At 33.8% G+C, this 24432-nt stretch carries 24 protein-coding genes; 13 read left to right on the top strand and 11 right to left on the bottom strand.

Features of this window, described 5'->3' with window-relative positions; genetic code table 11:
• Positions 1-16: 16 nt before the first annotated feature.
• Both BSF41_RS06470 and BSF41_RS06465 read right to left on the bottom strand, forming a co-directional pair.
• On the bottom strand, positions 17-658 hold the full coding sequence (locus BSF41_RS06470; RefSeq protein WP_141248125.1) for a hypothetical protein: 642 nt from the start codon (positions 656-658) through the stop codon (positions 17-19).
• A gap of 181 nt (positions 659-839) precedes the next feature.
• Positions 840-1652, bottom strand: a complete 813-nt coding sequence (locus tag BSF41_RS06465; RefSeq protein WP_095928696.1) for an SUMF1/EgtB/PvdO family nonheme iron enzyme — start codon at positions 1650-1652, stop codon at positions 840-842.
• A gap of 367 nt (positions 1653-2019) precedes the next feature.
• Here BSF41_RS06465 and BSF41_RS06460 point away from each other — a divergent pair, with 367 nt between their 5' ends.
• The 8 genes from BSF41_RS06460 to BSF41_RS06425 all read left to right on the top strand — a co-directional run bounded on the left by BSF41_RS06460 (position 2020) and on the right by BSF41_RS06425 (position 9533).
• Positions 2020-3156 (top strand): AraC family transcriptional regulator, encoded by a 1137-nt coding sequence (locus BSF41_RS06460; protein ID WP_095928695.1) that lies wholly within the window; start codon positions 2020-2022, stop codon positions 3154-3156.
• Between the two features lie 88 nt (positions 3157-3244).
• Complete coding sequence (locus tag BSF41_RS06455) at positions 3245-3781, top strand: porin family protein (protein WP_095928694.1); 537 nt, start codon at positions 3245-3247, stop codon at positions 3779-3781.
• 336 nt (positions 3782-4117) lie between these two features.
• Positions 4118-5215: an exopolyphosphatase gene (locus tag BSF41_RS06450; protein ID WP_095928693.1), complete on the top strand. Its 1098-nt coding sequence runs from the start codon at positions 4118-4120 to the stop codon at positions 5213-5215.
• Positions 5216-5440: 225 nt separating this feature from the next.
• Entirely contained in the window at positions 5441-6841 is a 1401-nt protein-coding gene (locus tag BSF41_RS06445) for a DUF1254 domain-containing protein (RefSeq protein WP_095928692.1), read from the top strand.
• 58 nt (positions 6842-6899) lie between these two features.
• The gene (locus BSF41_RS06440; RefSeq protein WP_095928691.1) at positions 6900-8000 is read left to right on the top strand and encodes a DUF1254 domain-containing protein; all 1101 of its coding nucleotides are present in this window, start codon (positions 6900-6902) and stop codon (positions 7998-8000) included.
• Positions 8001-8122: 122 nt separating this feature from the next.
• Positions 8123-8449, top strand: a complete 327-nt coding sequence (locus tag BSF41_RS06435; RefSeq protein ID WP_095928690.1) for a helix-turn-helix transcriptional regulator — start codon at positions 8123-8125, stop codon at positions 8447-8449.
• Positions 8450-8508: 59 nt separating this feature from the next.
• Positions 8509-8982, top strand: coding sequence for a DUF6428 family protein (locus BSF41_RS06430; protein ID WP_095928689.1), 474 nt, complete (start codon positions 8509-8511; stop codon positions 8980-8982).
• A gap of 131 nt (positions 8983-9113) precedes the next feature.
• A complete protein-coding gene (locus BSF41_RS06425; protein ID WP_095928688.1) occupies positions 9114-9533 on the top strand; it encodes an arsenate reductase ArsC in 420 nt (139 codons plus the stop codon).
• Positions 9534-9564: 31 nt separating this feature from the next.
• Here BSF41_RS06425 and BSF41_RS06420 read toward each other — a convergent pair whose 3' ends face one another.
• The 7 genes from BSF41_RS06420 to BSF41_RS06390 all read right to left on the bottom strand — a co-directional run bounded on the left by BSF41_RS06420 (position 9565) and on the right by BSF41_RS06390 (position 16324).
• Entirely contained in the window at positions 9565-9852 is a 288-nt protein-coding gene (locus BSF41_RS06420) for a hypothetical protein (RefSeq protein ID WP_095928687.1), read from the bottom strand.
• Between the two features lie 505 nt (positions 9853-10357).
• Positions 10358-11422 (bottom strand): hypothetical protein, encoded by a 1065-nt coding sequence (locus BSF41_RS06415; protein ID WP_253251769.1) that lies wholly within the window; start codon positions 11420-11422, stop codon positions 10358-10360.
• 77 nt (positions 11423-11499) lie between these two features.
• Positions 11500-11979 (bottom strand): hypothetical protein, encoded by a 480-nt coding sequence (locus BSF41_RS06410; RefSeq protein ID WP_095928685.1) that lies wholly within the window; start codon positions 11977-11979, stop codon positions 11500-11502.
• Between the two features lie 86 nt (positions 11980-12065).
• Positions 12066-12545, bottom strand: a complete 480-nt coding sequence (locus BSF41_RS06405) for a DUF4440 domain-containing protein (RefSeq protein ID WP_095928684.1) — start codon at positions 12543-12545, stop codon at positions 12066-12068.
• Between the two features lie 81 nt (positions 12546-12626).
• Complete coding sequence (locus tag BSF41_RS06400) at positions 12627-13697, bottom strand: type II asparaginase (protein WP_253251768.1); 1071 nt, start codon at positions 13695-13697, stop codon at positions 12627-12629.
• 20 nt (positions 13698-13717) lie between these two features.
• The gene (locus tag BSF41_RS06395) at positions 13718-15166 is read right to left on the bottom strand and encodes an aspartate ammonia-lyase (RefSeq protein WP_095928683.1); all 1449 of its coding nucleotides are present in this window, start codon (positions 15164-15166) and stop codon (positions 13718-13720) included.
• A 36-nt stretch (positions 15167-15202) separates the two neighbouring features.
• Entirely contained in the window at positions 15203-16324 is a 1122-nt protein-coding gene (locus tag BSF41_RS06390) for a DcaP family trimeric outer membrane transporter (RefSeq protein ID WP_253251767.1), read from the bottom strand.
• A 541-nt stretch (positions 16325-16865) separates the two neighbouring features.
• Between BSF41_RS06390 and BSF41_RS06385 the strand changes: the two genes are divergently transcribed.
• On the top strand, positions 16866-18446 hold the full coding sequence (locus BSF41_RS06385; RefSeq protein ID WP_095928681.1) for a hypothetical protein: 1581 nt from the start codon (positions 16866-16868) through the stop codon (positions 18444-18446).
• Positions 18447-18483: 37 nt separating this feature from the next.
• Here the strand turns inward: BSF41_RS06385 and BSF41_RS06380 are convergent, their stop codons facing one another.
• Complete coding sequence (locus BSF41_RS06380) at positions 18484-18729, bottom strand: hypothetical protein (protein ID WP_095928680.1); 246 nt, start codon at positions 18727-18729, stop codon at positions 18484-18486.
• A 294-nt stretch (positions 18730-19023) separates the two neighbouring features.
• On the opposite strand from BSF41_RS06380, the gene BSF41_RS06375 reads away from it, so the two are divergent.
• Together BSF41_RS06375 and BSF41_RS06370 are read left to right on the top strand one after the other, a co-directional pair.
• On the top strand, positions 19024-20280 hold the full coding sequence (locus BSF41_RS06375) for a putative DNA modification/repair radical SAM protein (protein ID WP_095928679.1): 1257 nt from the start codon (positions 19024-19026) through the stop codon (positions 20278-20280).
• Positions 20281-20285: 5 nt separating this feature from the next.
• Complete coding sequence (locus BSF41_RS06370; RefSeq protein ID WP_095928678.1) at positions 20286-21062, top strand: TIGR03915 family putative DNA repair protein; 777 nt, start codon at positions 20286-20288, stop codon at positions 21060-21062.
• A gap of 148 nt (positions 21063-21210) precedes the next feature.
• On the opposite strand, the gene BSF41_RS06365 is transcribed toward BSF41_RS06370, so the two are convergent.
• The gene (locus BSF41_RS06365) at positions 21211-22677 is read right to left on the bottom strand and encodes a glycoside hydrolase family 130 protein (RefSeq protein ID WP_095928677.1); all 1467 of its coding nucleotides are present in this window, start codon (positions 22675-22677) and stop codon (positions 21211-21213) included.
• A 179-nt stretch (positions 22678-22856) separates the two neighbouring features.
• Between BSF41_RS06365 and BSF41_RS06360 the strand changes: the two genes are divergently transcribed.
• Both BSF41_RS06360 and BSF41_RS06355 read left to right on the top strand, forming a co-directional pair.
• Positions 22857-23366 (top strand): helix-turn-helix domain-containing protein, encoded by a 510-nt coding sequence (locus tag BSF41_RS06360; protein WP_253251766.1) that lies wholly within the window; start codon positions 22857-22859, stop codon positions 23364-23366.
• A 117-nt stretch (positions 23367-23483) separates the two neighbouring features.
• Positions 23484-24422 (top strand): hypothetical protein, encoded by a 939-nt coding sequence (locus tag BSF41_RS06355; RefSeq protein ID WP_095928676.1) that lies wholly within the window; start codon positions 23484-23486, stop codon positions 24420-24422.
• Positions 24423-24432: the final 10 nt, after the last annotated feature.

The following is a 24432-nucleotide window of genomic DNA, read 5'->3' as shown; positions in this document are numbered from 1 at the left end:
AATAACTTATAGCCATTTAATTCAGCCAATATTCCAATTTCTTTTCTGAGTAATAAGGTCCGTAAGAAATTTGAACTTCTCTTTTTCCTGCTTTTGGAATCAAAAATGAGATTTTTATTTTTCCAGTTCTATTTTCAATCAAGGTTAATATTTTTACATAATTTTCGAGTATAATTCCTTCTTTTTGAGCCATTTTAATTATTTTCCTTGATTTCCTCATTGTCCTTTTAGTAGGCGAACAACCAAAAACTACTTTGTACTTTCTTGGTCCAATAGAGTCCAAAGCTTTTTTATTGAGAACAGGTTTTATAAAATCTTCATAATCGTTGAAACTTACTCCAATTTCTTTAGCATCATTTCCGTAAGAGTATATATGATTATTATCGAAAAGAAAATCTTCATAAATTCCATATTTGCTTTCCAAAAAATTATATCCCTCAACTATTAAAATTGTTGAACTTGTTGTATCAATTCGTTTTTGAGTTTGGTAATCTTCTCTTTTTGAAATTAATAATTTAAAACACTCGATTTGTTCTGGCTCTAATTCGTTTTGTATTGAGTCTAAAGTTTTAATTGTAACTTCATTCCAATTGCCTTTCTTTTGTGCAAAAGATAGAATAGAGATCAATAATATCAATCTTGTAATGATTTTTCTCATATGACTTAACATTTATATGATCTGCTCTACAGAATGTTCTCAAATTAAAGGAATAATTACAAGTATCACATCTTCAAATCCTACAACATTCTGTCTGTATTTATAAACTAATATTTCCATTTGCCTACTTAACTATTTTATGAGGATTATTAGGCAAAAAAATACCTCGGTTTAGCAGTTTTTATTTGTCTTTTGCGATTCTAAATCCAAATCCATCGTTTCGTGTATCTTTTGGAGATTGGTATCTCACTTCCGGCATATGAATTCCGTATTCTAATGGTTTTCCATCTGCACTTTGGGTTTCGTAAAACCAACTTACACCTTTCGAGATTTTATATGATCCTTCTCCTTCCGGTGGTCCTTGAGGATTGTGTTTGCTTACTAAACTATCCTTCTCGGGGTTATACCAATCAGAAACCCATTCCCCGACATTACCAGTCATATCATAAATTACTAGTTCATTCGGTTTAAGAAGTCCCACTTTATGAAAAATACTATCTGAGTTTTCTTTTACCCAACCAATCTCAATTGGATTATTACTGCCGCTATATTTGTAGTTTTTAGTTTTCTTTCCACCTTTAGCAGCATACTCCCACTCTGCTTCTGTTGGTAATCTTCCTCCTGCCCATTTTGCATAATCATTTGCTTCATCCCATGTGGCAAGCATCGGATTTTCGTCTATCCATTTATAATATACTTTTACTCCATGTGCATTTTCTGTAGGTGCGTCTGGCATTTTTCTTCCCGTTTTTTCACAAAACTCCCTAAACTGTTTAACCGTTATTTCATATGTACTTATATAAAAATCATCGAGTTCAACCATTCGGTGCGGACTCGTAAAACCATTTATGGTGTCTCCTTTAGGGCTAATGACGATTTGGTTTTTGCCTTGTTCAAAAGTGCCACCCTCTACGAAAATCCAGTCAAGATTGTCGTCTTTACAGGAAGTAAATACCAAAAGTCCAAGAAAGATTATAAGTAATTGTGTTTTCATATGGTTTGCTTAAAAGTACTGTCACTATATCTGACAACTACACAAATCTATCCAAATTTGTATAATACTACGATAGTTTAAGAAACAAAATTCCTTGTGACAAAGACAAAATCTCTTAAAAAAATCCTAAACTTTTTTGCCTTTTCCAAATAAAACTTTTCCAATAAACCTCCATGTCGCCCTAGACAAAAGTATCTTATAATTCTTTCTTAATTTTAGTTAATCATTTCTTAATCTGCTAAGAAAACAATTTGCATTACTATAAATTCGTTCTGTCATTTAATATGAAATTAGCTATATTTTAAAAAATAGCATCATTAAAATTACATTCCAAAAACAAAACTTAAAAACAACTAAATACCAAAACGTGATTTATACCACACTTTTAAATATTGCGGTTTTTCAGGGAATAGTTTTAGGCTTTATTATTTTAAAGTCTTCCATTTTCAATAGTAATTCAAATAAATATCTAGCAGGTTTACTTTTTACACTTTCCATTATTTTACTGAATCATGTTTTTGAGGTTGAAGATGCGTTTACTCCTTACCCTTTCCTTCGCTTTATTGATCATATCGAATGGACATTTCTAATAGCTGCTTTTATATTCCTTTTTATTATAAATAGAATTGACGATAGTATAAAAAGCAAGCAAAAATCGTATTTGTGTTTTATTCCCTTTGCCTATACCGCTATCCTTAATATTGCGTGCGATCTGGATCGTGTTGCTGGACTTTATACTATTCCTGAATCGGGTTCTGGTTTACTCAAAATACTGGGTCTGATTCATCTTGTGTTAGCCATTACATTCATGCCTTTTTTGCTGTGTTACTCTTATTTTATGCTAAGACATTTAAAAGATCCACAAGAAAAAAATTGGATCTTTATCCTATTAACAATTGTTTCTTCATCATTATTCGCTTTTCTTATTATTGCCCTAGCCAACAAGATTTTTCCATTTGACCTTTCTGCAACGATGAGCATCTTGGCTTTTTTTGCCACATTCATAATTCATTGGACTGCTTATATTGGCATTTATAAATACAAGCTGGCCAAAGACCACGAAGCGGTTTACAATTTTTTAAACAGAGATTTAGCCATTTCGCCCGCCAATCTTCAAATTATTGAAAATGACACTCGCGAAGAATACAGTGAATCTATCACGGCAGATAATCTTTACTTTCAAGAACTAGAACTTCTTTGCAAAGAGCAGCACATTTATACTGACAGTACATTAAACAGAGAAAAAGTTGCCGAAAAATTAGGTATAAGCCCAGGATATGTTTCTCTAATTGTAAACACAATAACAGAAGATAACTTTGCCAACTACATCAACAAATATCGGGTTGAAGCGGTTAAGGAAATGATTTCAAATTCTGAATATGAAAACTATAATTTGCTTGCAATGGGTCTAGAATCTGGCTTTACTTCCAAAACAACTTTTTATAAAGCTTTTAAAAAACTTACTGGCCAAACACCAAATGAGTATAAAAATAACCTCAAATAAGTACCATTTTATACATTTTTGAGTTTTTGAAACCTTTTCTAATTTTTCTTATGCCAATTTTGGCTTCAAATAATTCAAATCAATTTTTATGAAAAAAATTTTATTGCTAGCTGTTTTTACAGTTTTAGGATTTGCAAATGTTAATGCCCAAGAAATTAAATTTGGAGCTAAAGCAGGTTTAAACTTTTCAACTGTTAATGGAAGTAACACCAACAACATTGATTATGTAACATCATATCATTTTGGTGTTGTATCGGAAATTCCAATTTCTGATAAATTTTCCTTCCAGCCTGAAATAATGTATTCGCGTCAAGGATATAGCTTCAATAATGATGTTGTTGCTATGAATTATTTGAACATTCCTTTAATGGGAAAATATTACGTAACAAAAGGATTAAGTCTTGAAGCCGGACCGCAAATAGGTTTTTTACTTTCTGCGAAAAATGAAGGCGTGAAAGTAACAAACTCATTTACTACTTTTGATTTTGGCGCTAATTTTGGCGTAGGCTATAAATTAGAAAACGGACTTAATTTTGGTGCTAGATATAACTTGGGAATAACTAAAGTTGATACTGACAATAGAAATGGAGTATTTCAAGTATCTGTTGGTTACTTCTTTTTCTAAAGTTTAATACTCTCATCGCTTTTACACTTGGAACTCCTTAGAAAAAGAAGATCATAATAACCGATGAGTATAGATTTTAATTAAAGCTTCAGAGAAATCTGGAGCTTTTTTTATAAATATACTTTATTTATATAAAACCCGTTATTTCTTTACAATAATTTAATATCATGTTTTCTTAGTAACTGATTTTATATTATTAAATGTTTTCTTAAATTCGCAATTCCGTAATGAAACCATTTGTTTTCATTCTAAAATTATGATTTTCATATCAATACCACAAAAAGTAACTTTATAATCTTTTAAAAACAAATTATATTATAATTACAATTCAACACAATGCAAAACAAACACAACCCCAAATTCTTATTTTTTGCCCTTTTAGCCTTATTTTTTTCTGTCAATTTATTTTCTCAAAAAAGTGTTTACGCCGGAATCGAAATTGGACGTAGAGCTATTAAAGTTTCTGTAATTGATGTAAATAACATCAGAAAAGCTGATTACAAAATTCTTTCTTTCTGGACTGAAAGAATTCCGTTTGCTGACCATATTACTGCTAACGGTGAACTTACACAAGAAGATATCACTAGAACTAGTGTTATAGTTACTAACCAATTGCAAAAAATTAAAGCTGAAAACAAAATTCTTGAAGAAAACATTTTTGTTGTAGCGGCTCCTGTTTTTGCTTCTGCACGTAACTTAGATGTTTTAAAAAATAAAATTGCGATTTTAACTGGAAAGCAATTAGAAGTATTAGATGTTAATGAAGAAGCAAAAACACTTGTAAAAGGTGCTATACCACCTGTTGATTTTGCTAATGCTTTCCTTCTTGATATTGGTGCTCAAACTACAAAAGGAGGTTATATCGACGAACTTAAAGACGGTAAATTAGAGTTTATTCCTTTAGAGCTTAGTTTTGGTACAATGACACTTACTGATGCTGTAGAAAAAACAGTGGTAAACAAAAGTCAGGTAAACGATATGTCGACTTATCAGGAAAAATCTTTTGACTATAATGTAATTCTACGTAAAAAGACAAAAGAATTATTTGATGCGAATCCTCCTTTAGCAAAAAAGGATAAATTATACTTATCTGGTGGAGCTGTTTGGGCATTTTCAACTCTTTTCTATGACGAAAATGTGAATAAAGAACATTATGTTGCTCTAACTCTTCAAGATGTTATCGATTATGATGCTATTCTTAAAAACAACTTTAACAAGTTTACTAATCTTGCCAAAACAAATAAAGAAGCTGCGAGAGTTTTAAGCACTTACGACCAAAAATACTTGATTTCGGCAAACAACATCCTTGTAACTTGTCTTGAAAGTATTCCAGACTACGCAACAAAGAAAATTCTGTTTGTAAAAGAAGGACAAGTAATCTGGCTAATCTCTTATATTGCAGATCGTTCTAAAAAAATAAATACTAATTTCTAAAAAGTTTTTTTTGAATATTTAAAGCCTCAGAGAAATCTGGGGCTTTTTTTATTGCTTCTCATTTCAATTTAAAACATACTGATATTTCTAACTTCTACTATTTCAAAATGGTTGCAACTTATAATTTGCAACCATATTTACCATTCAAAAAAGCATAGTTTTTCTTTTAAACTCTAATTTTAAAAATCAGGAAAAAATCTTATACAACATAAAAATCTCCCGATTATGAAAAATTTAACCGCTTTTTTTATCGTAACTCTTTTAGCAGTAACTGCCTGCAAGAAAGAACCATCAAAAGATAATCAAGAAACAGCAAATGCATTGTCTACTGACTCCATAACTGCTATTGCAAAAGAAGCTTGGATATATGGCTATCCCATATTTTATAATTACAAAACCATTTACTCCAGTGCAATCAACAAGGAAGCTAAAGAATACTCAGGATTTAACAAATTCAAAAGCGTAGCTACCAGTGCAACTCCCGCAGATACTTTAATAGTAACCATAAATAACGATACTCCGTACTCAATGGCAGCGATTAATGTTTCAGACGAGCCGGTTATTCTTCAAGTGCCAAAAATAGAAAACGATCGATATTATGTAATGCAGTTTGTAGACCTCTACACTTTTAATTTTGAATATGTAGGATCGCGAGCAACTGGCAATAATGCAGGTAAATATCTCATTGCAGGACCAGATTGGAAAGGAGAAACTCCTAAAGGCATTGATAAGGTTTTACATTCTGAAACCAATTTAATATTTGTCGTAGGCCGTACTCAGTTACACGATCCTGCCGATGTATCAAATCTTAAAAAAATACAGGCACAGTATAAATTAATTCCGCTGCATGAATATACAAAACATCCAGCTCCTCCTGTAAAAAAATACAATCTGCCTTTGCCAGTCTGGAAAGAAAGCGATTACAACTCGCTTCAATTTATTAGTGCGCTAAATGCTTTATTACAATACGCAAACGAAGACAGCAGCGAAAAAGAACTGAGAAAACGTTTTGCTAAAATTGGAATTGTGCCTGGACAACCTTTTGACAGTTCAAAATACTCGCCTGAAACGATAAAAGCAATTGAAAAAGGAATTGCTGAAGCCAAACAAGAACTGGAATCTAAAATAGATAATGTCAAAGATGCGGGAAGCCTTTTCGGTACACGCGCAGAACTTAAAAACAATTTTCTGAACCGTGCAATTGCCGCAGCTGCCGGAATTTACGGAAACACTAAAGAAGAAGCCGTTTATACCGGAAGCAGTGTCGATAAAAATAATCAGCCGCTTTTAGGCAATAATAATTATGTTTTAAAATTTACTAAAGATCAACTGCCTGAAGCCAAATACTTTTGGAGCATCACGATGTATAATCTTCCTAAACGTTTTCTGATTCCAAACCCAATTAACAGATATTCTATTGGCAATAAAACAAAAGGATTAAAATATGAATCTAACGGAGATTTGATCATTTATTTACAAAAAAGCTCTCCTGGAAAAGACAAAGAAAGCAATTGGCTTCCGACTCCTAAAGACGAAAAATTCATGTTTGTAATGAGAATTTACGGTCCGCAGCCCAACGTTATTAATAATATTTGGAAAATGCCTCTTCCAGAAATTGTAAAATGAAAATCATAATTTCAGAAATAAAATCATAACCATTTTTCTAATTTTAATTTCAAATAATATGAAAAATTACAAATTATTATCAGGAATATTTCTAGTTACGATATCATTACTGATTTCTTCCTGCAAACAGAATAATGACAAATCAGAAACCGATTCTTCAGCAGTAAAAGATTCAACTGTTGTAACTGCTGATTCATTGACACAAAAAAACAGTGTTAAGGTTACTGCATCAAACTTTAACCGCGCAGAAACAGATCTTTACTTTACGACTTCGGTTAAAGATGCTGGCGGTATTGGTAATATACATCATTATAGAACTTTAATGCCAATTGACAAACAAGCTGTAATTCGTGCTAACCGAGATGTATTGTATTCTTCTGGAGTTTATGATCTCGATGCTGGACCAATAACCGTTACACTACCAGATCCAGGGAAACGTTTTATGTCGATGCAGACTATCGATGAAGATCAATATTCTGAAACGTATTACGCTCCCGGAACTTTTACTTTTACAAAGGAAAAAATCGGAACACGCTATCTGATGTTAGGAATAAGAACTTTTATTGATCCTAACGATCCTAATGATTTACCGAAAGTTACAGCATTGCAAGATGCAATTAAAATTAGCCAAAAAGATAAAGGAACTTTTTCGGTTCCAAATTGGGATCTAGTGAGTCAAAAAAAAGTTAGAGATTCTTTAATTGGCGTTTCTAAAAAATTATCTGATACAAAAGGAATGTTTGGCTTAAAAGGTAAAGTTGATGAAACACGCCATTTATTAGGAAGCGCAACAGGATGGGGCGGAAATCCAGAAAAAGACGCACTTTATCTTTCTGTTTATCCTAAAAAAAATGACGGAAAAACGGTCTATAAACTTAAAGTTAAAAATGTTCCTGTTGATGGATTTTGGTCTATAAGTGTATACAATAAAGAAGGCTATTTTGAGAAAAACGATCTTAACATGTATACCTTAAATAATATTACAGCGAAAAAAGATGTTGACGGATCGATCACTATACAGTTTGGAGGCTGTGACGGAAAAACACCAAATTGTATTCCTGTCGCTCCAGGCTGGAATTATTGGGTTAGACTATATCGTCCGCAGAAAGAAATACTTAATGGCTCATGGAAATTTCCTGAAGCGGTTGAGGTTAAATAAATACTAGTATCAATAAAATTAAGGCTTCAGAGAAATCTGGAGCTTTTTATTTTAAATTAATCTCTGAAAAGTTTCATCATTTAAAAACTATATCGTAATATTGCAATATTAATATAATAATTATGGGAGCAACTAAAACAGAACATTTTACAGACGCACAAAATCAAATTGCTACAATTGCTAAAGCATTAGGACATCCTGCAAGAATTGCCATAATCGAATATTTACTGCAAGTGAATGAATGTATTTGTGGCGATATTGTAAACGAACTGCCTCTTGCCCAGCCTACTGTTTCTCAGCATTTAAAAGAGTTAAAAAATGCTGGAATCATTAAAGGAAATATTTCTGGAAATGCAATTTGCTATTGTATTGACGAAAAAACAATTGATATTTTAAACTCCTATTTTTTAAACATCACACAAACCATTTCAAAATCAAAATGTTGCTAAAACATTTTTTTTGAGTAACTATATCGTAATATTGCAATTAACAAATAAATAAAAACAAGATGAAATTATCACAAATAAAACAGATTTTACCAACATTGAACAATGTTGAATTTCAATTAGAAAACGGAACTTTTGTACCAGAACATTTTCATGTGACAGAAGTTGGGGTAATTACCAAAAATTTTATTGATTGCGGCGGAGTAATCAGAAATGAAAAAGCAGTAAACTTTCAGCTTTGGGATGCCAATGATTTTGAGCATCGTTTAAAACCAAATAAACTATTGCACATCATTCAATTGTCTGAAGACAAGCTAAACATCGAAGACTTCGAAATTGAAGTAGAATACCAAAGCACCACAATTGGAAAATATGATTTAGAATTTAACGGAAAAACTTTTGTCCTAAAAAACAAAACCACAGCTTGTTTAGCCCAAGACGCTTGCGGTATTCCTGCTGAAAAACAAAAGATCAATCTTACTCAACTAACCAATGACAATGCTTCATGCTGTACTCCAAATTCTGGATGCTGCTAAAAAATGAAAGAACAAATCTTTAAATACAAGAAACCAATTATAATAACCTCATCCGTTATTTTATTGCAACTTATTTTCGGTTTTGAACCCAAATTCTGCATCATAAATATCATTTGGTTATTTGTTTAATTATGAAAAAGAAAATACTAATACTTTGTACAGGAAATAGCTGCAGAAGCCAGATTGCCGAAGGCTACATGAAATTTTTTGCAGGAAATAAAGCTGAGGTTTACAGCGCGGGTGTAGAAACTCATGGCGTTAATCCAAAAGCCATTTTGATAATGAAGGAAGATGGAATAGACATTTCAAATCATACTTCGAACAATATTGATGAATATACGCATATTGATTTTGATTTTGTGATTACGGTTTGCGACAATGCTAAAGAACGATGCCCATTTTTTCCAACAAAAGCAGTCAAATTTCATTACAATTTTCCCGATCCTGCAAAAGCAATAGGAACAGATTCTGAAATCATGGAGCAGTTTAGAAGCGTAAGAGAGCTGATAAAAGGTTATTGTAAAAACTTTGTAGCAGAAAATTTAGCATAACAAAAAGCTTCAGAACAATCTGAAGCTTTTTTTATTCCTTAACCAACATTTCGTTAATAATATCCAACAATTCCATTTCATCAGCTGGAAATAATTGAAGCGCTTGTTCCAAAACCAGTCCAACATCTATAGATAGCTTTTTTCCATTATCTTGTTCTAATGCTAAAACACACATCTTTAACATATTTGTTATCACACAGCCTAATTCGGAGTAATTCAAAACATTAATTTCTGCGTTGTAACCTTTATTAGCCGATTTCAAAATATTTAAATATTGAGCTGATTGCTTTTTTAGGTACTCTATTTCTGCCGCTTCCATTCTTTCAATTTTATATCATTTTCAATAATTCAAATGTCATAATATATTTTCACTATTGGGTTATCTTATATGATAACCAGCAAAATAAATGCTTTTTTTTCGATAAAATTTTATTCAATATAACCTCACTGCAGAAAAACGCAAATTAACATTATTGAATATTCCGTTAGGAATATCTCATCGGTAGAAAAAAAATAATATTGTTTCGCAGTGTGTCCTGTAGGGACACCTGATTTTAGGGAAATAAAAAAACGTTTAATTAATCAAACGTTCCTACGGAACGTATAATCTGGTTCATATTTAAATTCTACCAACGAGACGTTTCTACGGAACGTGTATTTCTGATTCAAATCTTATTTCTACCAACGAAACATTCCTACGGAATGAATAGCTGGAAGAATCTTGTCTATTTTTAAACATTACCTCATCGATATAAAAACCAAAAATGCGTAAACCCAAAAGGACTTACGCATTTTTTCTGATGAAACATTATAAAAAACGCCGTTTATCGTCTTCTTCCACCACCTCCGCCGCCAAAGCCGCCTCCGCCACGAGAACCACCTCCCATTTGTCCAGCGCTTGGTCTTGACGAAGCTCCTCCGCCTCTATTAAAATTGGAGTTTGAAGAACTTCCTCTATTAAGATTTGAAGTCCCCGCACTTGGCGATGCACTCTGGCGTGTTCTTCCAGATGCATTGGTATTTCCTGCTCGATTTCCTGTTCCTGTCGATGGTCGTGTGCTTGCAGAAGGGCGCGAATTACCTCGATTGGTATTGTATCTGTTATTGGTAGAATTGTCTCGTACTGTGTTAGATCTTGATCTATTATTATTGTAATTATTAAAATTGTTTCTGTTATTAATGTATACGTTATTATGTCCGCCATGATAATGACCGCCATGATAACCATGATGATGGTAATAATGGTTGTGACGATAAATTCCGACCGCCATTACGGTAAAAGCGGCGAAATAAGGCGGGTAAAATCCGTAATAATAAGGTGGATAATACGGCACATAAGCCGGTGAATATACATATTGTACAATGGGCACCGTTTCTACTACAACTGCCGTTACGGCTGGCGCGCTTTGTACGGGATCGTCTCCTGCATAAGCTGGGTTTGCTGTTTTTGCTGGTGCGGATTTAGCTACTGGTTCAATGACATAATCTTTTCCGTACAGCAGCTCATCGCCTACAATCTGCATTTTTACCTTTCCGTTTTTATCTTTATCAACCAAAATAACAGCAACGTCCTGATTTTCGTTCTTGTTTACAGCAACTTGAAGAATAAAAGTAAACGAATTTCCGTTTTTCTTTGTGACTACTTTTATAAAGTCTACTTTTTTATCCAGATTCAAATCCAGATTATTGATTCCTGTTTTCTCTAAATTCAGGTTTTTCTCAAATTCTTCAATAGTTTTTGATTTCTGAAACAGGGACATCACGGCATATAAATCAAGATTGTCTCCTGGAAGCCCAAGTTCTGGGCCATCATTTTCAGCTTGACAAAAAATCAACTGGGCAGACATCATTAATGCGACTGTCAAATATTTTGTAAATATCTTTATCATAGTAAGAGTATAAAATATTAATAAGAAGAGTAGAAAATGATTCTTTCTATACTTTCTAATCTGTACCCAGAAATCGTCTAGTGTTTTTTAGTTTTATCCAATTCGCCAATAAAAGGAATTGCATCTTGAATTTCTGCTCGTATGGTTACTTGCAAATACTGCTCAAGCTGTACAAATTTTGCAGCATTGATTCCGCCAATTGGTTTTACCAGTTTAGAATGGGTTTTCGCAAGCAGTTTTTCAGCTTCTTGATTGTACTTTAAATTCGATGAGGTTAATTCTGTCGCTTTAGCGTCACTCAAATTGGCATAATTCTTCGCATAATCTTCTAGAATTTGAATCTTCTTCTGACTTAAGGCTTTGCGTTCTGTTTCGTATTTGTCGTAAATAGGCTGAAATGCAGCTGCCTGTACATCGGTCAAGCCCAAATATTCTTTAACCACTTCTGCTTTAGATTTTCCGTAAAGGTCTTGGATGAGTTTAATTTCATCAACAGAGCTCTGGGCCGTGACATTCAATCCAAAAGCTAGTGACAGTATAAATATTATTTTTTTCATAATCTTAATTTTATAGTTTTTAATTACTTGCTAAAGTTTAGCTAAGCGGTACTCCAAACTAAATTGGGAGTATTTCAATGTTATTTTTATTCTGTCAATCCATCAGATGCACTCATGTCTCTTAAGCATACATATTTGCCATCTCTTTTTTCAAAAAGGCTCATATAGTTTCCAGTATTAACTGGAGTGTTAGTAGAATCTGTTACTTTGTAGTATCCTACTTCTACAACCATATTACCATCCTTAGAAACAAAAACTTCTTTGGTTTCAAAAGATATTATATTTGTATTATTAGCCAAATCTGATTCTAAAAATTCATATCTGGCATCTTTACCAATAATGGGTGGCCTATTTTGATAAAAAGTTATGGCATCATCTGCATAGTAACCAATCTCTTTTAGCTGGCCAGCATTGTATGTTGCAGCATATTCATTTTCTTTTGCCTGAATTTCTTTCTTGACTTGTTTTAAGTCAATTACAACATTTTCGTCTTTTTTTGTATTGCAGGAAACCAATAAAACACAAAACCCTGCGAGAACCGCTCTTGTAATTATTTTATTTTTCATACCTATTAAATTTTCAAATTGTTATAAGATTATTTCATTTTACAAACAGGTTCAAAAAATTGTTCGTAAACACAGGCCTTTTTAATATTCTTCAAATATCTTTTGGAGTTCTGCCAAACTTCTCTGTTTCAGCAATGCTACTGATAATAAAATTCTAGATTTCTGCGGATTCAAAGCGTATGAGGCAATAAGTCCAAGTTCATCATCATTGCATTCTACATTACGGCTTACAAGTCCAGTCGCAACGCGCGTGCTTCGAACTACGATAATTCCTTTTTTGCTGGCTCTTGCGCAAGCATCTAGAGAAGCTTTATTCATATTTCCGTTTCCTACTCCAGCAATTACAATTCCTTTAGCACCGCGTTCTATCGAAGCATCAATTAAATCTGGTTTCATATCGGCATCGGCATAAATAATATCTACACGAGGAAAAGAGCTAACACCTTTCACATCAAATTCTGAGTTTTTCCCAAATTTTTGACTAGGGAAATTAAAGAAATCATTTGTTCCGTAAGAAGTAATACCGATAAGTCCACGAAGCGGAGACATAAAAGTCTGAACGGCTGTTGTACTCACTTTTGTTAAAGATTGTGCAGAATGAATCCAATCATTCATTACCAAAAGCACTCCGCGACCTCTTGCTTTAGGATCGCCAGCTACTTCAATCGCATTATAAAGATTTAAAGGTCCGTCTGCACTAATGGCTGTTGACGGACGCATTGATCCTACAAGCACTACTGGTTTATCTGTTTTTGTAGTTAGATTTAAAAAATAGGCCGTTTCTTCCATCGTATCAGTTCCGTGTGTAATTACAAAACCGTCTACATCATTGCTATTAGCCAATTCATTAATTCGATTAGCTACCTTCAGCATAATTTCAAATGACATATCCTGAGATCCCACATTCGCAATTTGCTCGCCTTTTATATCTGCTACTTTTAAAGCATCTGGAATGGCATTTACCATTGCATCAATAGTAACCTGCCCAGAAGTGTATCCAGATTGTACCCCCGTTTTAGCAGAACCGGCAATTGTTCCGCCTGTTGCCAATATTAAAACTTTAGGTTTAGCCTGTCCGAACATGCTGATATTTAATGACAGTATCAGCAGTAAAAGTATTTTTTTGTAAGAGTTGATATTGAATTTCATCATTTTGTAGTTTTAGATTGAGATTATTTTTGGCCCGTTAAAGTTGCTGGATCCAGAAGTTTTTTAATTTGATCTTCTGTCAGCAATTTCTTTTCGCGTATAAGTTCTAAAATTCCTTTGTTGGTTGCGAGTGCTTCTTTGGCCAGTTCGGTTGTTTTTTCATAACCCAAAACAGGATTCAGAGCCGTTACAACACCTACACTTCTATCCATGTAATGCGCTAAAACATCTTTATTTACCGTGATGCCATCGATACAGTTTTTTCTAAATAATGGCATTGCTTTAAAAAACAATCCTTGCGATTCCATCATGGCAATAGCCTGAACAGGCTCAAAAGCATTTAATTGCAACAAACCAGATTGTGCGGCAACCGTTACAGTCAGGTCATTCCCCATTACTTTAAAACACAATTGGTTCATCAATTCTGGCATAACCGGATTTACTTTTCCTGGCATAATTGAAGATCCTGGCTGAAGTGCAGGCAAATTGATTTCGAAAAAACCAGTACGAGGACCAGAAGCCAAAATGATCAAATCGCTGCTTATTTTTGCCAAAGCAACTGCCATGCTCTTAAGTGTAGAAGAATACATTACAAAACCTTGTTGGCTAGTTGTAGCAGCAATAAGATCTTTGCTCATCACGATTGGTTTTCCTGTAATTTTTGCCAGATGTGCCGCTACTTTCTCAGCATAACCTGGAGAAGCAGTAATTCCTGTCCCGATAGCAGTAGCCCCCATATTTTGTTCGCACAGATAAACTTCCGATTTTTTTAAAGCGCTAATCTCCGCATCAAGTTGATTCCCAAAAGCATGAAATTCCTGACCTACCGTCATTGGTACAGCATCTTGCCCTTCAGTTCTTCCCATTTTTAGGATGTCTTTAAATTCATCACCTTTTTTATGGAAAGCTTTCGCCAAAAGATCGGCCTCTTTAAGAAGTTTGTCGTTATGGAGCAGTAATGCTACTTTTATAGCTGTTGGATACACATCGTTTGTTGATTGCCCCATATTAAGATCATCGTGAGGTTCAATGTATTGATATTCTCCTTTTTTATGACCGCTTAGTTCTAGCGCGATATTGGCCAAAACTTCGTTCACATTCATATTGGCAGAAGTACCAGCACCACCTTGATACAAATCGACCAAAAACTGATCGTGATATTTGCCGTCAATTACAGCTTGGCAAGCTTTTTCTATAGCAGCAAGCCTGTCTTTTTTAAGTCGGCCTACATCAGCATTGGCACGTGCCGCAGCTAGTTTAACCATTGCAAAAGCTTTTACATAGTCAGGATAAGATTGCGTAGTCAAGCTACTGATCTGAAAATTTTCTAACGCACGTGCAGTTTGCACACCGTAGTAAGCATTTGCTGGGATTTGTTTTTCTCCTAGAAGATCTTTTTCAGTTCGGGTTTGAGCATTAAGAATGCCTAAAGACAATCCGAACAATAGCAGGTATTGTACAGTTTTACACATATTTTCTTTTTTTTATTAATTAAAAAACAAAAGCTTTTACTGGTTTCTTTTATAAAATGATTGTGAGAAATTATATTTAAAAGAAAACTGTAATTTGTTTATTGAAGTACTCCATCCATCATTAAAATTTTCGCGGTCACCCCACTGAAATTCTGCTCCAACTGTGCAATTTTTTACAGGAGTATACAAGACATTTACAAGAGCGTATTGTCCCTTTTTAAACGCCTCATCTATTTGTCCATCAGAGTTGTCGATATCAATCATAGAATATCCAATTGCAGTACTAAATTTATCACTCCAAGTATGATCTAAAAAAGCTACAACACCCACCAAAGGAAGCGCAACACCTTTTACAGGAGTCACCGGATTATCAAAATTGTTTTCGATACCTATATCCACAGGAGCATCGTTCATGTAGTTCTGTATTCCTTCTCCATATACCACCTGCCCTCTAAAAACATCATTTTTACTAAAGTTGATGTTGGTACTTAAATTAAGCCCCCATCCTACAGCATCTCCAGACAAATCATACTGATCATTATTCATATCTTTCCATTCAATTTTTCTTAAGATACCTGCTAATTCTACATATCCCCATTTTGTTCCAACGTGATATTCTGCTGAAAGATCGGGCAACGGAAATCGCGCTTTTACGCCTTGCAGTTCCACACGATTTGCATAATCTCCCTGATCGGCACTTGCTCCAGGTCTTTCTAATGCGATAGTTAAACGGGTATCACCTTGAATGGGCATATAACGAATTTGAATATTACGGAAGAATACCATTCCTGTTGGCCCCCAATACTCTAATGAATTCGGAAATACACCAATATCCATAAATGGGCTCCAAGTTTGTCCAGCTCCAAATTTTCCTAATTCGGCATAAGCATGACGTAAACGAAAAGTAGTTTGTCCAGCATCGACACCCGTACCGAACAGCTCGAATTCAAAATGAGTTTTTAATTCGCCAATTCCTGTATCAAAGTAATTTTTGAAACCTAATCTGGTCTGGCGCACAGAAGCGTAGTAACTGCCATCTGGTCCATATTCGTCTTTAAAAGCTGGCAATTTTGTAGGTCTCACTACATCGTACCAATCTGATTGTATCTGATTAAAATTATAACCAATATCGGTCATAATAAAACCGTAGATTTCCATGCTTTTATTCCCTTCGTCTTGAGCTCGAACAAATGCTGAAAGAAGAAAAAAAATTATGAGGACACGACACCTCATCGTTGCGATCTGCAAAAATCTTTTTTTCATAATGATTATAGTTTGTTTATTGTGGGATACAACTTTTAATCTGATTTTTGCAGTCCTGGCTTAAAATAAAAGTCATTTTATTTTAAAAAATGGATATTTCTCAGTACGAATTTTTATTCACCTCAAAAGCTTTTATCTGATCCTAAAAGCTCTTAATACGGGAATGCAAAAATTTTAACACCTATACATTACAGTCTTTTTTGTTTAAAAAAAGAAACAAAACACAGCTTTTACCTGATTATCAAACAAATATAACTAATACAATAGCACGACTAGGGTTATTAACCGTTACATTTAACCGTTAAAAATATCAGATAAATAATACTAACATGTTAAAAATTTTCATAAATTTATATCTTCATAAGTAATTGGTCTTTAACATTTTATACGCCTAAGTGACTTTTTTTTGACATTAATAATTTTCAAATAATTTATTATGGAGTCTATAAAAAAAATCCCCTCGGATAAAATCTATAATGAGCTGGAAAATGTTTTAAAGTTTTATTCTTTTAAGAACTCCACTCTTTTAAGCAATTTTCTTCGCTATATTGTCACCGAGACTATAGATGAAAGACAGCAGTTTATCAAAGAATATTCTATAGCTGTAAATGCTTTAAGTAGACCCTCCCATTTTAATCCGCATGATGATGCCATGGTTCGCATTCATGCAGGACGATTAAGAAAATTACTTACTGAATATTATTCTACCGATGGAAAAGGCAATTCGGTTATCATTCATGTCCCAAAAGGCGGTTACGTTCCAGAATTTATTCATAATAATAAAATGAGACCTACTGATCTCTCTATCAGTATTAGTAAAACCAATCCATTAATTACCGTTTTTCCTTTTAAAACAATGGTCCATCGACCAGATTTAGAAGCTTTTTCGCAAATACTTTCTGAGGAGATCAGTGCAGAACTTTCCCGTTTTCAAGATATATCTGTAATAGCTCATTTCCCTTCTGATGTCCTTTCAAAAATTAACGAAAATGTTCTAGAAGCGGCCAATATGATTGGAGCAGATTTTCTTATTACAGGACACATTCAAATTATCGATAACAAACTGCACATAAGAGTCAGCCTAATAAGCTCATCTTCAGGGAAATTTATTTCGACTAAAGTATTTACTCCAGCTACTATAGAGGATGGCATTAGAATTCAAAATGAAATCGTAAAGGATATCGTTTCTACTATGGGCGGTTATTATGGTACTATTTTTAAAGAAATGGTAAAAACTTCATCATCTAAAATTTCAAACCACTCAAGCGTTTCAAAGGCAGTCTGCAGTTACCACGAATACCAATGTTCCTTTTCTATTGAAAATTACGCTACCGCCCTTTCTAATTTAACTGAAGCCGTAGAAATAGACCCAAACCATTCTATTGCATGGGCAATGCTGGGCGAAATGCATTTGGCTTCTATTGCCCTAGGATTAGACAATTGCAAAAAAACTATCGAAAAAAGCAGTCACTGCATCACAAAAGCCTTAAATATTGATCCTAATTGCCAGCAGGCTTGGTACGCACAGACTCTTTTACATTGTTTTAGAAAAGATCAAGACAACTGTCTTTATGCCGCAGAGCAATGCATAAAAATGAACCCTAATTCGTCAGGCATTGCTTCAGGAATAGGCTGTATACTGATTTTTGCAGGTTATTTTGAAAAAGGTTTTAATTTATTAGAAAATGCCACTCATATAAATCCTGCACATCCATGGTGGATTAGCATTGGATATTGTTACTATTTCATTCATAAAAAAGAATATCAAAAGTCTTTATATTGGGCAGAAAAAATGGATTTTGAAGAGACTATTTGGGATCCTTTGCTTAAAGCCGTTTCTTTATCTCTGCTCAGCGAAGATGCAAAAGCAAAAGCATATTTGAATAACCTTCTAGAACTACAGCCACAAACTGCGACAGAAATAAAAGAAACGCTTTTCAGTTTTATGTTTTCTGATGAAATTGTTTTTAAAATCATCAACAGTTTAAAAAGAATCGGATTAAAAGATGGCATCTGATCTCTGAGAGATTTAATCAAAAAACTATGTTCTAAAACTAAGCCACCTTCTTTACTGCATGTTTTTTCTTTTCTAATAATTTAAGATGATTTTCGGCACACAAAATTTTCTCGGTCGTGCCGTACTTTTGTATTTCGATGAGATAATGAAAATCTCTTTCTTTTGAAGTCGATTTTATGATAAATCCCTTCTTTAAATCCATTTTTCTTTCGATTATGGTTCCCTTGTAAGATCTCCCACTTATTGCTGTGTAGGATACCTCTTGTCCTTTTACAAATTTCATTGTTTTAGCCTTTTGTTACTAATATTTGCTAATACTTCTAAATCTGAAAAACCAATGTTAAGGGGGGAAATCAGTTTTTCTATTTCGGCGAATGTAAAAAGTTTTGACAATTTACAACCCCGTATTTATACCTGTTTTTTGAATCTTAAATATAATTAATTTTTTAATGTAAAAATTACCTTCCAAAAAAAAATTGATACAATTTAGAACAGCTTCTTTTGCTTCTTTTTTAGCATGAATTCCTAGTTTTGAAAGAATGAATTTTTGTTTCAAAAACAACTAAAAAAGAGCAAAATGGTACAGGAAAGAGTGATGGAGAAATTGGCAATTTTAGCAGATGCAGCAAAATATGATGTTTCTTGCTCATCGGGACAAAGCACGCGAAAAAATAAAAACAAAGGATTAGGAGATACTGGAGGCGGAATCTGCCATGCCTTTACTGAAGACGGACGCTGTGTTTCTCTTCTAAAAATTCTTCTTACCAATCATTGCATTTTTGATTGTGCTTATTGTGTAAGCCGAAAAAGCAACGACATCAAACGGGCTGCTTTTACCGTACAAGAAGTTGTAGACTTAACAATTGGTTTTTACAGAAGAAATTATATCGAAGGATTATTTCTTAGCTCTGGAATTTTTGACAATGCAGATTATACGATGGAACGTCTGGTTAGAATTGTCAAAAAACTAAGATTGGAAGAAAATTTTAATGGTTATATTCATCTAAAAGCAATTCCCGGTGCCAGCGAAGAATTACTAAAAAAAGCTGGATTATACGCCGACCGTTTGAGTGTAAATGCCGAAATGCCGACAGAACAAAGCCTCAAATTACTTGCTCCAGACAAAAATCATAAAGATGTGATTAAACCAATGCAATATCTAAAAAATGAGATTATTGGTTATCAGGAAGAGAAAAAATCCAACTACAAAACACCGCTTTTTGCTCCTGCTGGACAAAGCACGCAAATGGTAATTGGCGCAACAAAAGAAAATGATCTGGAAATTCTTGGAATGGCCAATTACTTTTACGAACAAATGAAAATGCGTCGGGTCTATTATTCTGGTTATGTACCAATAAGTTACGACAACAGGCTTCCTGCAATTGGGACTCCAGTACCTATGATTCGCGAAAACCGTTTATACCAAGCCGATTGGCTAATTCGTTATTATGGATTTAATGTAAATGAAATTGTTGGTTTTGATCAGCCGAATCTTGACTTGGATATTGATCCAAAATTAGGATGGGCTTTACGAAATCTTCATCAGTTTCCTGTGGATATCAATACAGCCGATTTAGAAATGATCCAACGTATTCCGGGAATAGGATTTTTGGGCGCGAAAAAGATTGTTGCCGCTAGAACTTTTAAAAGATTACAGCCAGATGATTTAAAGAAACTTGGCATTTCGTACAGTCGATCCAAGTATTTTTTGGCTTTCTCTTCGCCTTTTTATTTACAGAAAGACTTGACTCCGATTCAAATAAAAAATCAGATTTTGAATTTGCAAAACAGTAAATACAAGAATAATTTTTCGAACCAGCTAGCTTTATTTTAATTCAAATGACACAAATTCTTTATGATGGAAGTTATGAAGGCTGGCTTACAGCGATTTTTGAAATCTACGAGTACAAACTTAAAGATGTTGTTTTTGCCAAAGAAGAGATTTCAAACACTTTGCTTTTCTCCAACACACATTCTGTAACGACTGATGAGGTAAAAGCTAATCGGGTTTTGAATGGTTTGCAGGAACGTCTTTCTCATCATGGCTTCAACAATCTTTATTTTGCTTTTTTATCTGAATTGGATCAGATTGAAGAAATCTTATTCCGATTTGTAGCCTATGCTTTTGCGAGTAAAATCAATATTGAAGGAGATTTAAGCCGAAGCGAAGTATTGAACGTAAAAAAAGCAGCACATTTAACGGGAAAAGAAAGCCATAGAATGAAGGCTTTTGTTCGTTTTAAACTAACAAAAGACGGATTATATTATGCCATTATAGAACCAGATTGCGACGTTTTGCCACTTATCGAACAGCATTTTAAAAACCGTTACGCCGACCAGCGCTGGCTCATTTACGATTCAAAACGCAAGTACGGAATTTATTATGACCTTGAAAATGTCTCTACGGTCGAAATGCAATTTGAGTCAAATCCATCCTCTAGTTTTCTAGCCGAAATCAACGATGAAAACGAAGAATTTTTCGAGAATCTATGGCGCAATTATTTCAAAAGTGTCAATATCGAATCCAGAAAAAACACCAAACTTCATATCAAACACATGCCAAAACGATATTGGAAAAACCTGACGGAGAAAATCCCAAACCTCAACAAAAGATAATGTTACCTAAGCCATTAGTCGAAATTAAAAAATTACTCTTTAACACATAGAAACATAGAAAACTATGTACATTTAAACTAGTGAAACGCCTTTTTTAAGTCTTCAAAAACTATGTTTCTACGTGTTAAAAGCTTCACACAAAGTGTTACTATTTACTTTTCTTAAGTGCGTCCAGCAACTCTACCATATCTACCACAGCATAAGTTGAGCAATAATCTGAGACCGCATAAGGCAGAATTAAACTGTTGTTATGAATAATCGCCCCGCAAGAATATACTACATTAGGAACATAGCCCTCACGCTCATCTTCCAACGGAGAAAGCAACGGTTCTGTCAATCTTCCTATCTCTTTTGATGGATCGTCGAGATCAAATAATGAAGCACCAATACAGTAACGTCTCATTGTACCTACTCCATGCGTGATAACAAGCCAGCCTTCTTCTGTCCATAATGGCGAACCGCAATTTCCTATTTGAGTCAATTCCCAATTAAACTTAGGCTTTTGTAAAAGAATGGGCGTGTTCCATTGTGTGACACGCTCAGAATACATAATGTAATTATTAACACCATCAATTCTGGCCAGCATTGCATATTTGCCTTTTATTTTTCGAGGAAACAAAGCCAGATTTTTGTTCTGTGCGCCTTCTCCATGCAATGGCATAACTCTAAAACTATAAAAATCTTCGGTAGAAATTAACTTCGGCAGAATCGTGTGTCCGTTATAAGCCGTATAGGTTGCCATAACACGATCTGAACCATCATCATCAACAAAACGTACAAAACGTGCATCTTCTATTCCGCGGCTTTCAGAATCAGAAATCGGAAATATGACACGTTCCGTTATATCCGAATCGTGTTTGAACTGCAAATCGTAAAAAGAATTGGCCAGCCACAAAATTTCTTCTAGCGCCACTTTTCTTTCTTCACGAATTAAAGGATCTTTTAAAGCCTCAATCAACGTATTTTTAAGAACAGCAAATTCAAATTCTTCGGGAAGATCCTGCATAATCTGAGCGATATATTTATCAGTAGTATGCATCTCATACAGCTTGGTCAAAAATCGCTCTTTATTAAACAACGTTTTATGCTCGATTTCTGCCTGATCAATATGATTTCCTATTTTCATGATATGCAGATTATTGTCACGATCTAAAATTGCTCTTCTAAAAACAATCGACGAAATATGACCTTCACCCGTTGCTCGAAAAGAAATAATAACGCGTTTTTCTCCTGCTTCTAATCCCGTCTGATCAAAATCTTCTACTATTGACGGATTAAAAATCGCTGCAGATTCGATGGCATACTCCATTGTACAATACGATCCAATAAGCATTTTTCGGTCTAGAGACATCCCTTCGTAATCGATCTGCATTCCTTCTATTATAGGTCGTATTCTTTCGCAGTGTCTGAAGAATACTGCCGAAATATTTCGGTGCCTCCTAGCAAATTCACGAAGCGTCTGCTCCAAAGTCTGAAGTACCTGTTTCTCGTCCAGCATCATTATCCGAAGTACCATTTGCTGGGTTCGTTCTTGCCCATTCATAAAATATCGGGCAACAACTCTTCTTGAATCTGGTAAAAACTTTATATTTTTTCGGACAACGGATACTCGCATAACTGGGAATTTTTATGATAATAAATCATTTATTATCCAACAAGTTAGTGATTTTTGTTAAAGTAAAAAACTTAATTTTTTATTAAAACTTAGAATTAGCCTATAATACTAGGTTCTTTTATACCGATTTCATCAAAAGTTTTTTCATAAATTCGTCTCTGGACATCCAACTTAAAACAATGAAGAATAAAGTTAAATTTTTGAGAGAAGAGAAAAACATGACTCAAAATGAACTTGCCGAAAAATCGGGTCTTTCATTGCGAACCATTCAGCGAATTGAAGCGGGAAATATTCTCAAAGGTTTTACCCTAAAAACAATTGCCGAAGCTCTAGAAACCAATCCCGAAAATCTGATTATCAAAAAGGAAAATATCCAAATCGAAAGAGCCAAACTCATTAACCTTTCTGTTTTATCTGGACTTATTATCCCGTTTGGAAGCATTATTTTTCCTTTAGTTTTAACGTATAAAACACAAGATGCTGCAAACAAAGAAATAGGAAAACAAATTGTAAGCCTTCAAATTGTTTTAAGTCTTATTCTTTCGGTTCTAATGATTGTGAGTCCGTTTATTCAACGTTTATTTACTTTCAAATTTCCGCTTTTCATCATTCCTTTAATTGCCTTTCTTAGCATAAAATTTCTGATTGTTATTCTAAACGGAATCAGTTTAACCAAAAACAAGAATTAGCTATAAAACTGAAAAACAAATTCTTATAACCAAAGTCATAAAAATGGCGTAAAACTGTCGTATTGTTTTCGCAAGAAAATCGGAATCGAAAACCGAATCTTGCAGAAAAAATAAACCATGAAAGTATTTAAGAAAATTGCAACCGTATTTTTAGTCGTTATTATTTTATTCTTGTTGGGAGGATATTTTTATTTTCAAAAGAAATTCACTCCGCCAGAAAACTATTTGAAGGTTTCGGGAATTGTAGAAAATACTCCGATAAAATGGATTTCGAGCGACGGAAATTCCCATTCTGCTTTGCTTTTGCCCATAAAAGTGAACGGAATAAACCGAACCTTTTACATGCAATTTGATTCGGGTTCTGCCGTTACGGTTTTCTACAAAAAACCATTGGAATCTATTGCTCAAAAATTTCAAAATCAGCTGAAAATTGATAATGAAAACTCATCGATTTCAACTGACTTTACAATCGAAAATATGAATGTAATTTCAAATACGTTTGAAGTTTTGAATTATGGTGAAAAAATCAATTTTGATGATCCAAAAGCTGAAAATATAATCGGAACAATTGGAACCGATTTATTAGAAAAACGAATTACTATTTTAGATTTCAAAAACGATCAATGTTCCTTCATCCAAAAAACTAAAGAAGATGATTTTACCGATTTTGAATTTAAAAAACGTAAAATTTTAATTCCATCAAATATCGAAAATGAAAAACTAAAACTGCTGTACGATTCTGGAACTAGTGGTTACGAACTGATAACGACAAAAGAAATCTGGCAGCAATACCGAAACAAAAACAGCGCTATAAAAACCGAAAAAGGAAATTCGTGGGGAAATACTTTGAGTATTTATTCCGCTTCTGCGAAAAAGAAAATACAATTTGGCAAAGTGATTTTAGACCTCTCTGAAGTTACCCATATAGAAGGCACTTCAGACCTTCAAAAATTCTTAATGAAGCGGTCTGGAATGCAGGGAATGATTGGTAACAAACTATTCCTCCAGCACAAATTAATTCTGGATTGTAAAAACGAAAAATTTAAGTTGGAATAAAAAGTAAAAA

The sequence above is a fragment of the Flavobacterium sp. ACN2 genome (assembly GCF_002303885.1).
GTDB lineage: Bacteria > Bacteroidota > Bacteroidia > Flavobacteriales > Flavobacteriaceae > Flavobacterium.
Note: the sequence above shows the minus strand (reverse complement) of the source record. Positions and strands in the feature narration are given on the sequence as shown.

What these genes read in the sequence shown, in the direction of transcription:
- BSF41_RS06425 (WP_095928688.1), top strand. Translation starts at nt 9,114, where the DNA reads ATGAAAAAGAAAATACTAATACTTTGTACAGGAAATAGCTGCAGAAGC.
- BSF41_RS06375 (WP_095928679.1), top strand. Translation starts at nt 19,024, where the DNA reads ATGGTACAGGAAAGAGTGATGGAGAAATTGGCAATTTTAGCAGATGCA.
- BSF41_RS06365 (WP_095928677.1), bottom strand. Translation starts at nt 22,677, where the DNA reads ATGCGAGTATCCGTTGTCCGAAAAAATATAAAGTTTTTACCAGATTCA.
- BSF41_RS06405 (WP_095928684.1), bottom strand. Translation starts at nt 12,545, where the DNA reads ATGAAAAATAAAATAATTACAAGAGCGGTTCTCGCAGGGTTTTGTGTT.
- BSF41_RS06470 (WP_141248125.1), bottom strand. Translation starts at nt 658, where the DNA reads ATGAGAAAAATCATTACAAGATTGATATTATTGATCTCTATTCTATCT.
- BSF41_RS06380 (WP_095928680.1), bottom strand. Translation starts at nt 18,729, where the DNA reads ATGAAATTTGTAAAAGGACAAGAGGTATCCTACACAGCAATAAGTGGG.
- BSF41_RS06435 (WP_095928690.1), top strand. Translation starts at nt 8,123, where the DNA reads ATGGGAGCAACTAAAACAGAACATTTTACAGACGCACAAAATCAAATT.
- BSF41_RS06430 (WP_095928689.1), top strand. Translation starts at nt 8,509, where the DNA reads ATGAAATTATCACAAATAAAACAGATTTTACCAACATTGAACAATGTT.
- BSF41_RS06410 (WP_095928685.1), bottom strand. Translation starts at nt 11,979, where the DNA reads ATGAAAAAAATAATATTTATACTGTCACTAGCTTTTGGATTGAATGTC.
- BSF41_RS06395 (WP_095928683.1), bottom strand. Translation starts at nt 15,166, where the DNA reads ATGTGTAAAACTGTACAATACCTGCTATTGTTCGGATTGTCTTTAGGC.
- BSF41_RS06455 (WP_095928694.1), top strand. Translation starts at nt 3,245, where the DNA reads ATGAAAAAAATTTTATTGCTAGCTGTTTTTACAGTTTTAGGATTTGCA.
- BSF41_RS06355 (WP_095928676.1), top strand. Translation starts at nt 23,484, where the DNA reads ATGAAAGTATTTAAGAAAATTGCAACCGTATTTTTAGTCGTTATTATT.
- BSF41_RS06465 (WP_095928696.1), bottom strand. Translation starts at nt 1,652, where the DNA reads ATGAAAACACAATTACTTATAATCTTTCTTGGACTTTTGGTATTTACT.
- BSF41_RS06445 (WP_095928692.1), top strand. Translation starts at nt 5,441, where the DNA reads ATGAAAAATTTAACCGCTTTTTTTATCGTAACTCTTTTAGCAGTAACT.
- BSF41_RS06385 (WP_095928681.1), top strand. Translation starts at nt 16,866, where the DNA reads ATGGAGTCTATAAAAAAAATCCCCTCGGATAAAATCTATAATGAGCTG.
- BSF41_RS06440 (WP_095928691.1), top strand. Translation starts at nt 6,900, where the DNA reads ATGAAAAATTACAAATTATTATCAGGAATATTTCTAGTTACGATATCA.
- BSF41_RS06420 (WP_095928687.1), bottom strand. Translation starts at nt 9,852, where the DNA reads ATGGAAGCGGCAGAAATAGAGTACCTAAAAAAGCAATCAGCTCAATAT.
- BSF41_RS06450 (WP_095928693.1), top strand. Translation starts at nt 4,118, where the DNA reads ATGCAAAACAAACACAACCCCAAATTCTTATTTTTTGCCCTTTTAGCC.
- BSF41_RS06415 (WP_253251769.1), bottom strand. Translation starts at nt 11,422, where the DNA reads ATGATAAAGATATTTACAAAATATTTGACAGTCGCATTAATGATGTCT.
- BSF41_RS06400 (WP_253251768.1), bottom strand. Translation starts at nt 13,697, where the DNA reads ATGATGAAATTCAATATCAACTCTTACAAAAAAATACTTTTACTGCTG.
- BSF41_RS06360 (WP_253251766.1), top strand. Translation starts at nt 22,857, where the DNA reads ATGAAGAATAAAGTTAAATTTTTGAGAGAAGAGAAAAACATGACTCAA.
- BSF41_RS06370 (WP_095928678.1), top strand. Translation starts at nt 20,286, where the DNA reads ATGACACAAATTCTTTATGATGGAAGTTATGAAGGCTGGCTTACAGCG.
- BSF41_RS06390 (WP_253251767.1), bottom strand. Translation starts at nt 16,324, where the DNA reads ATGGAAATCTACGGTTTTATTATGACCGATATTGGTTATAATTTTAAT.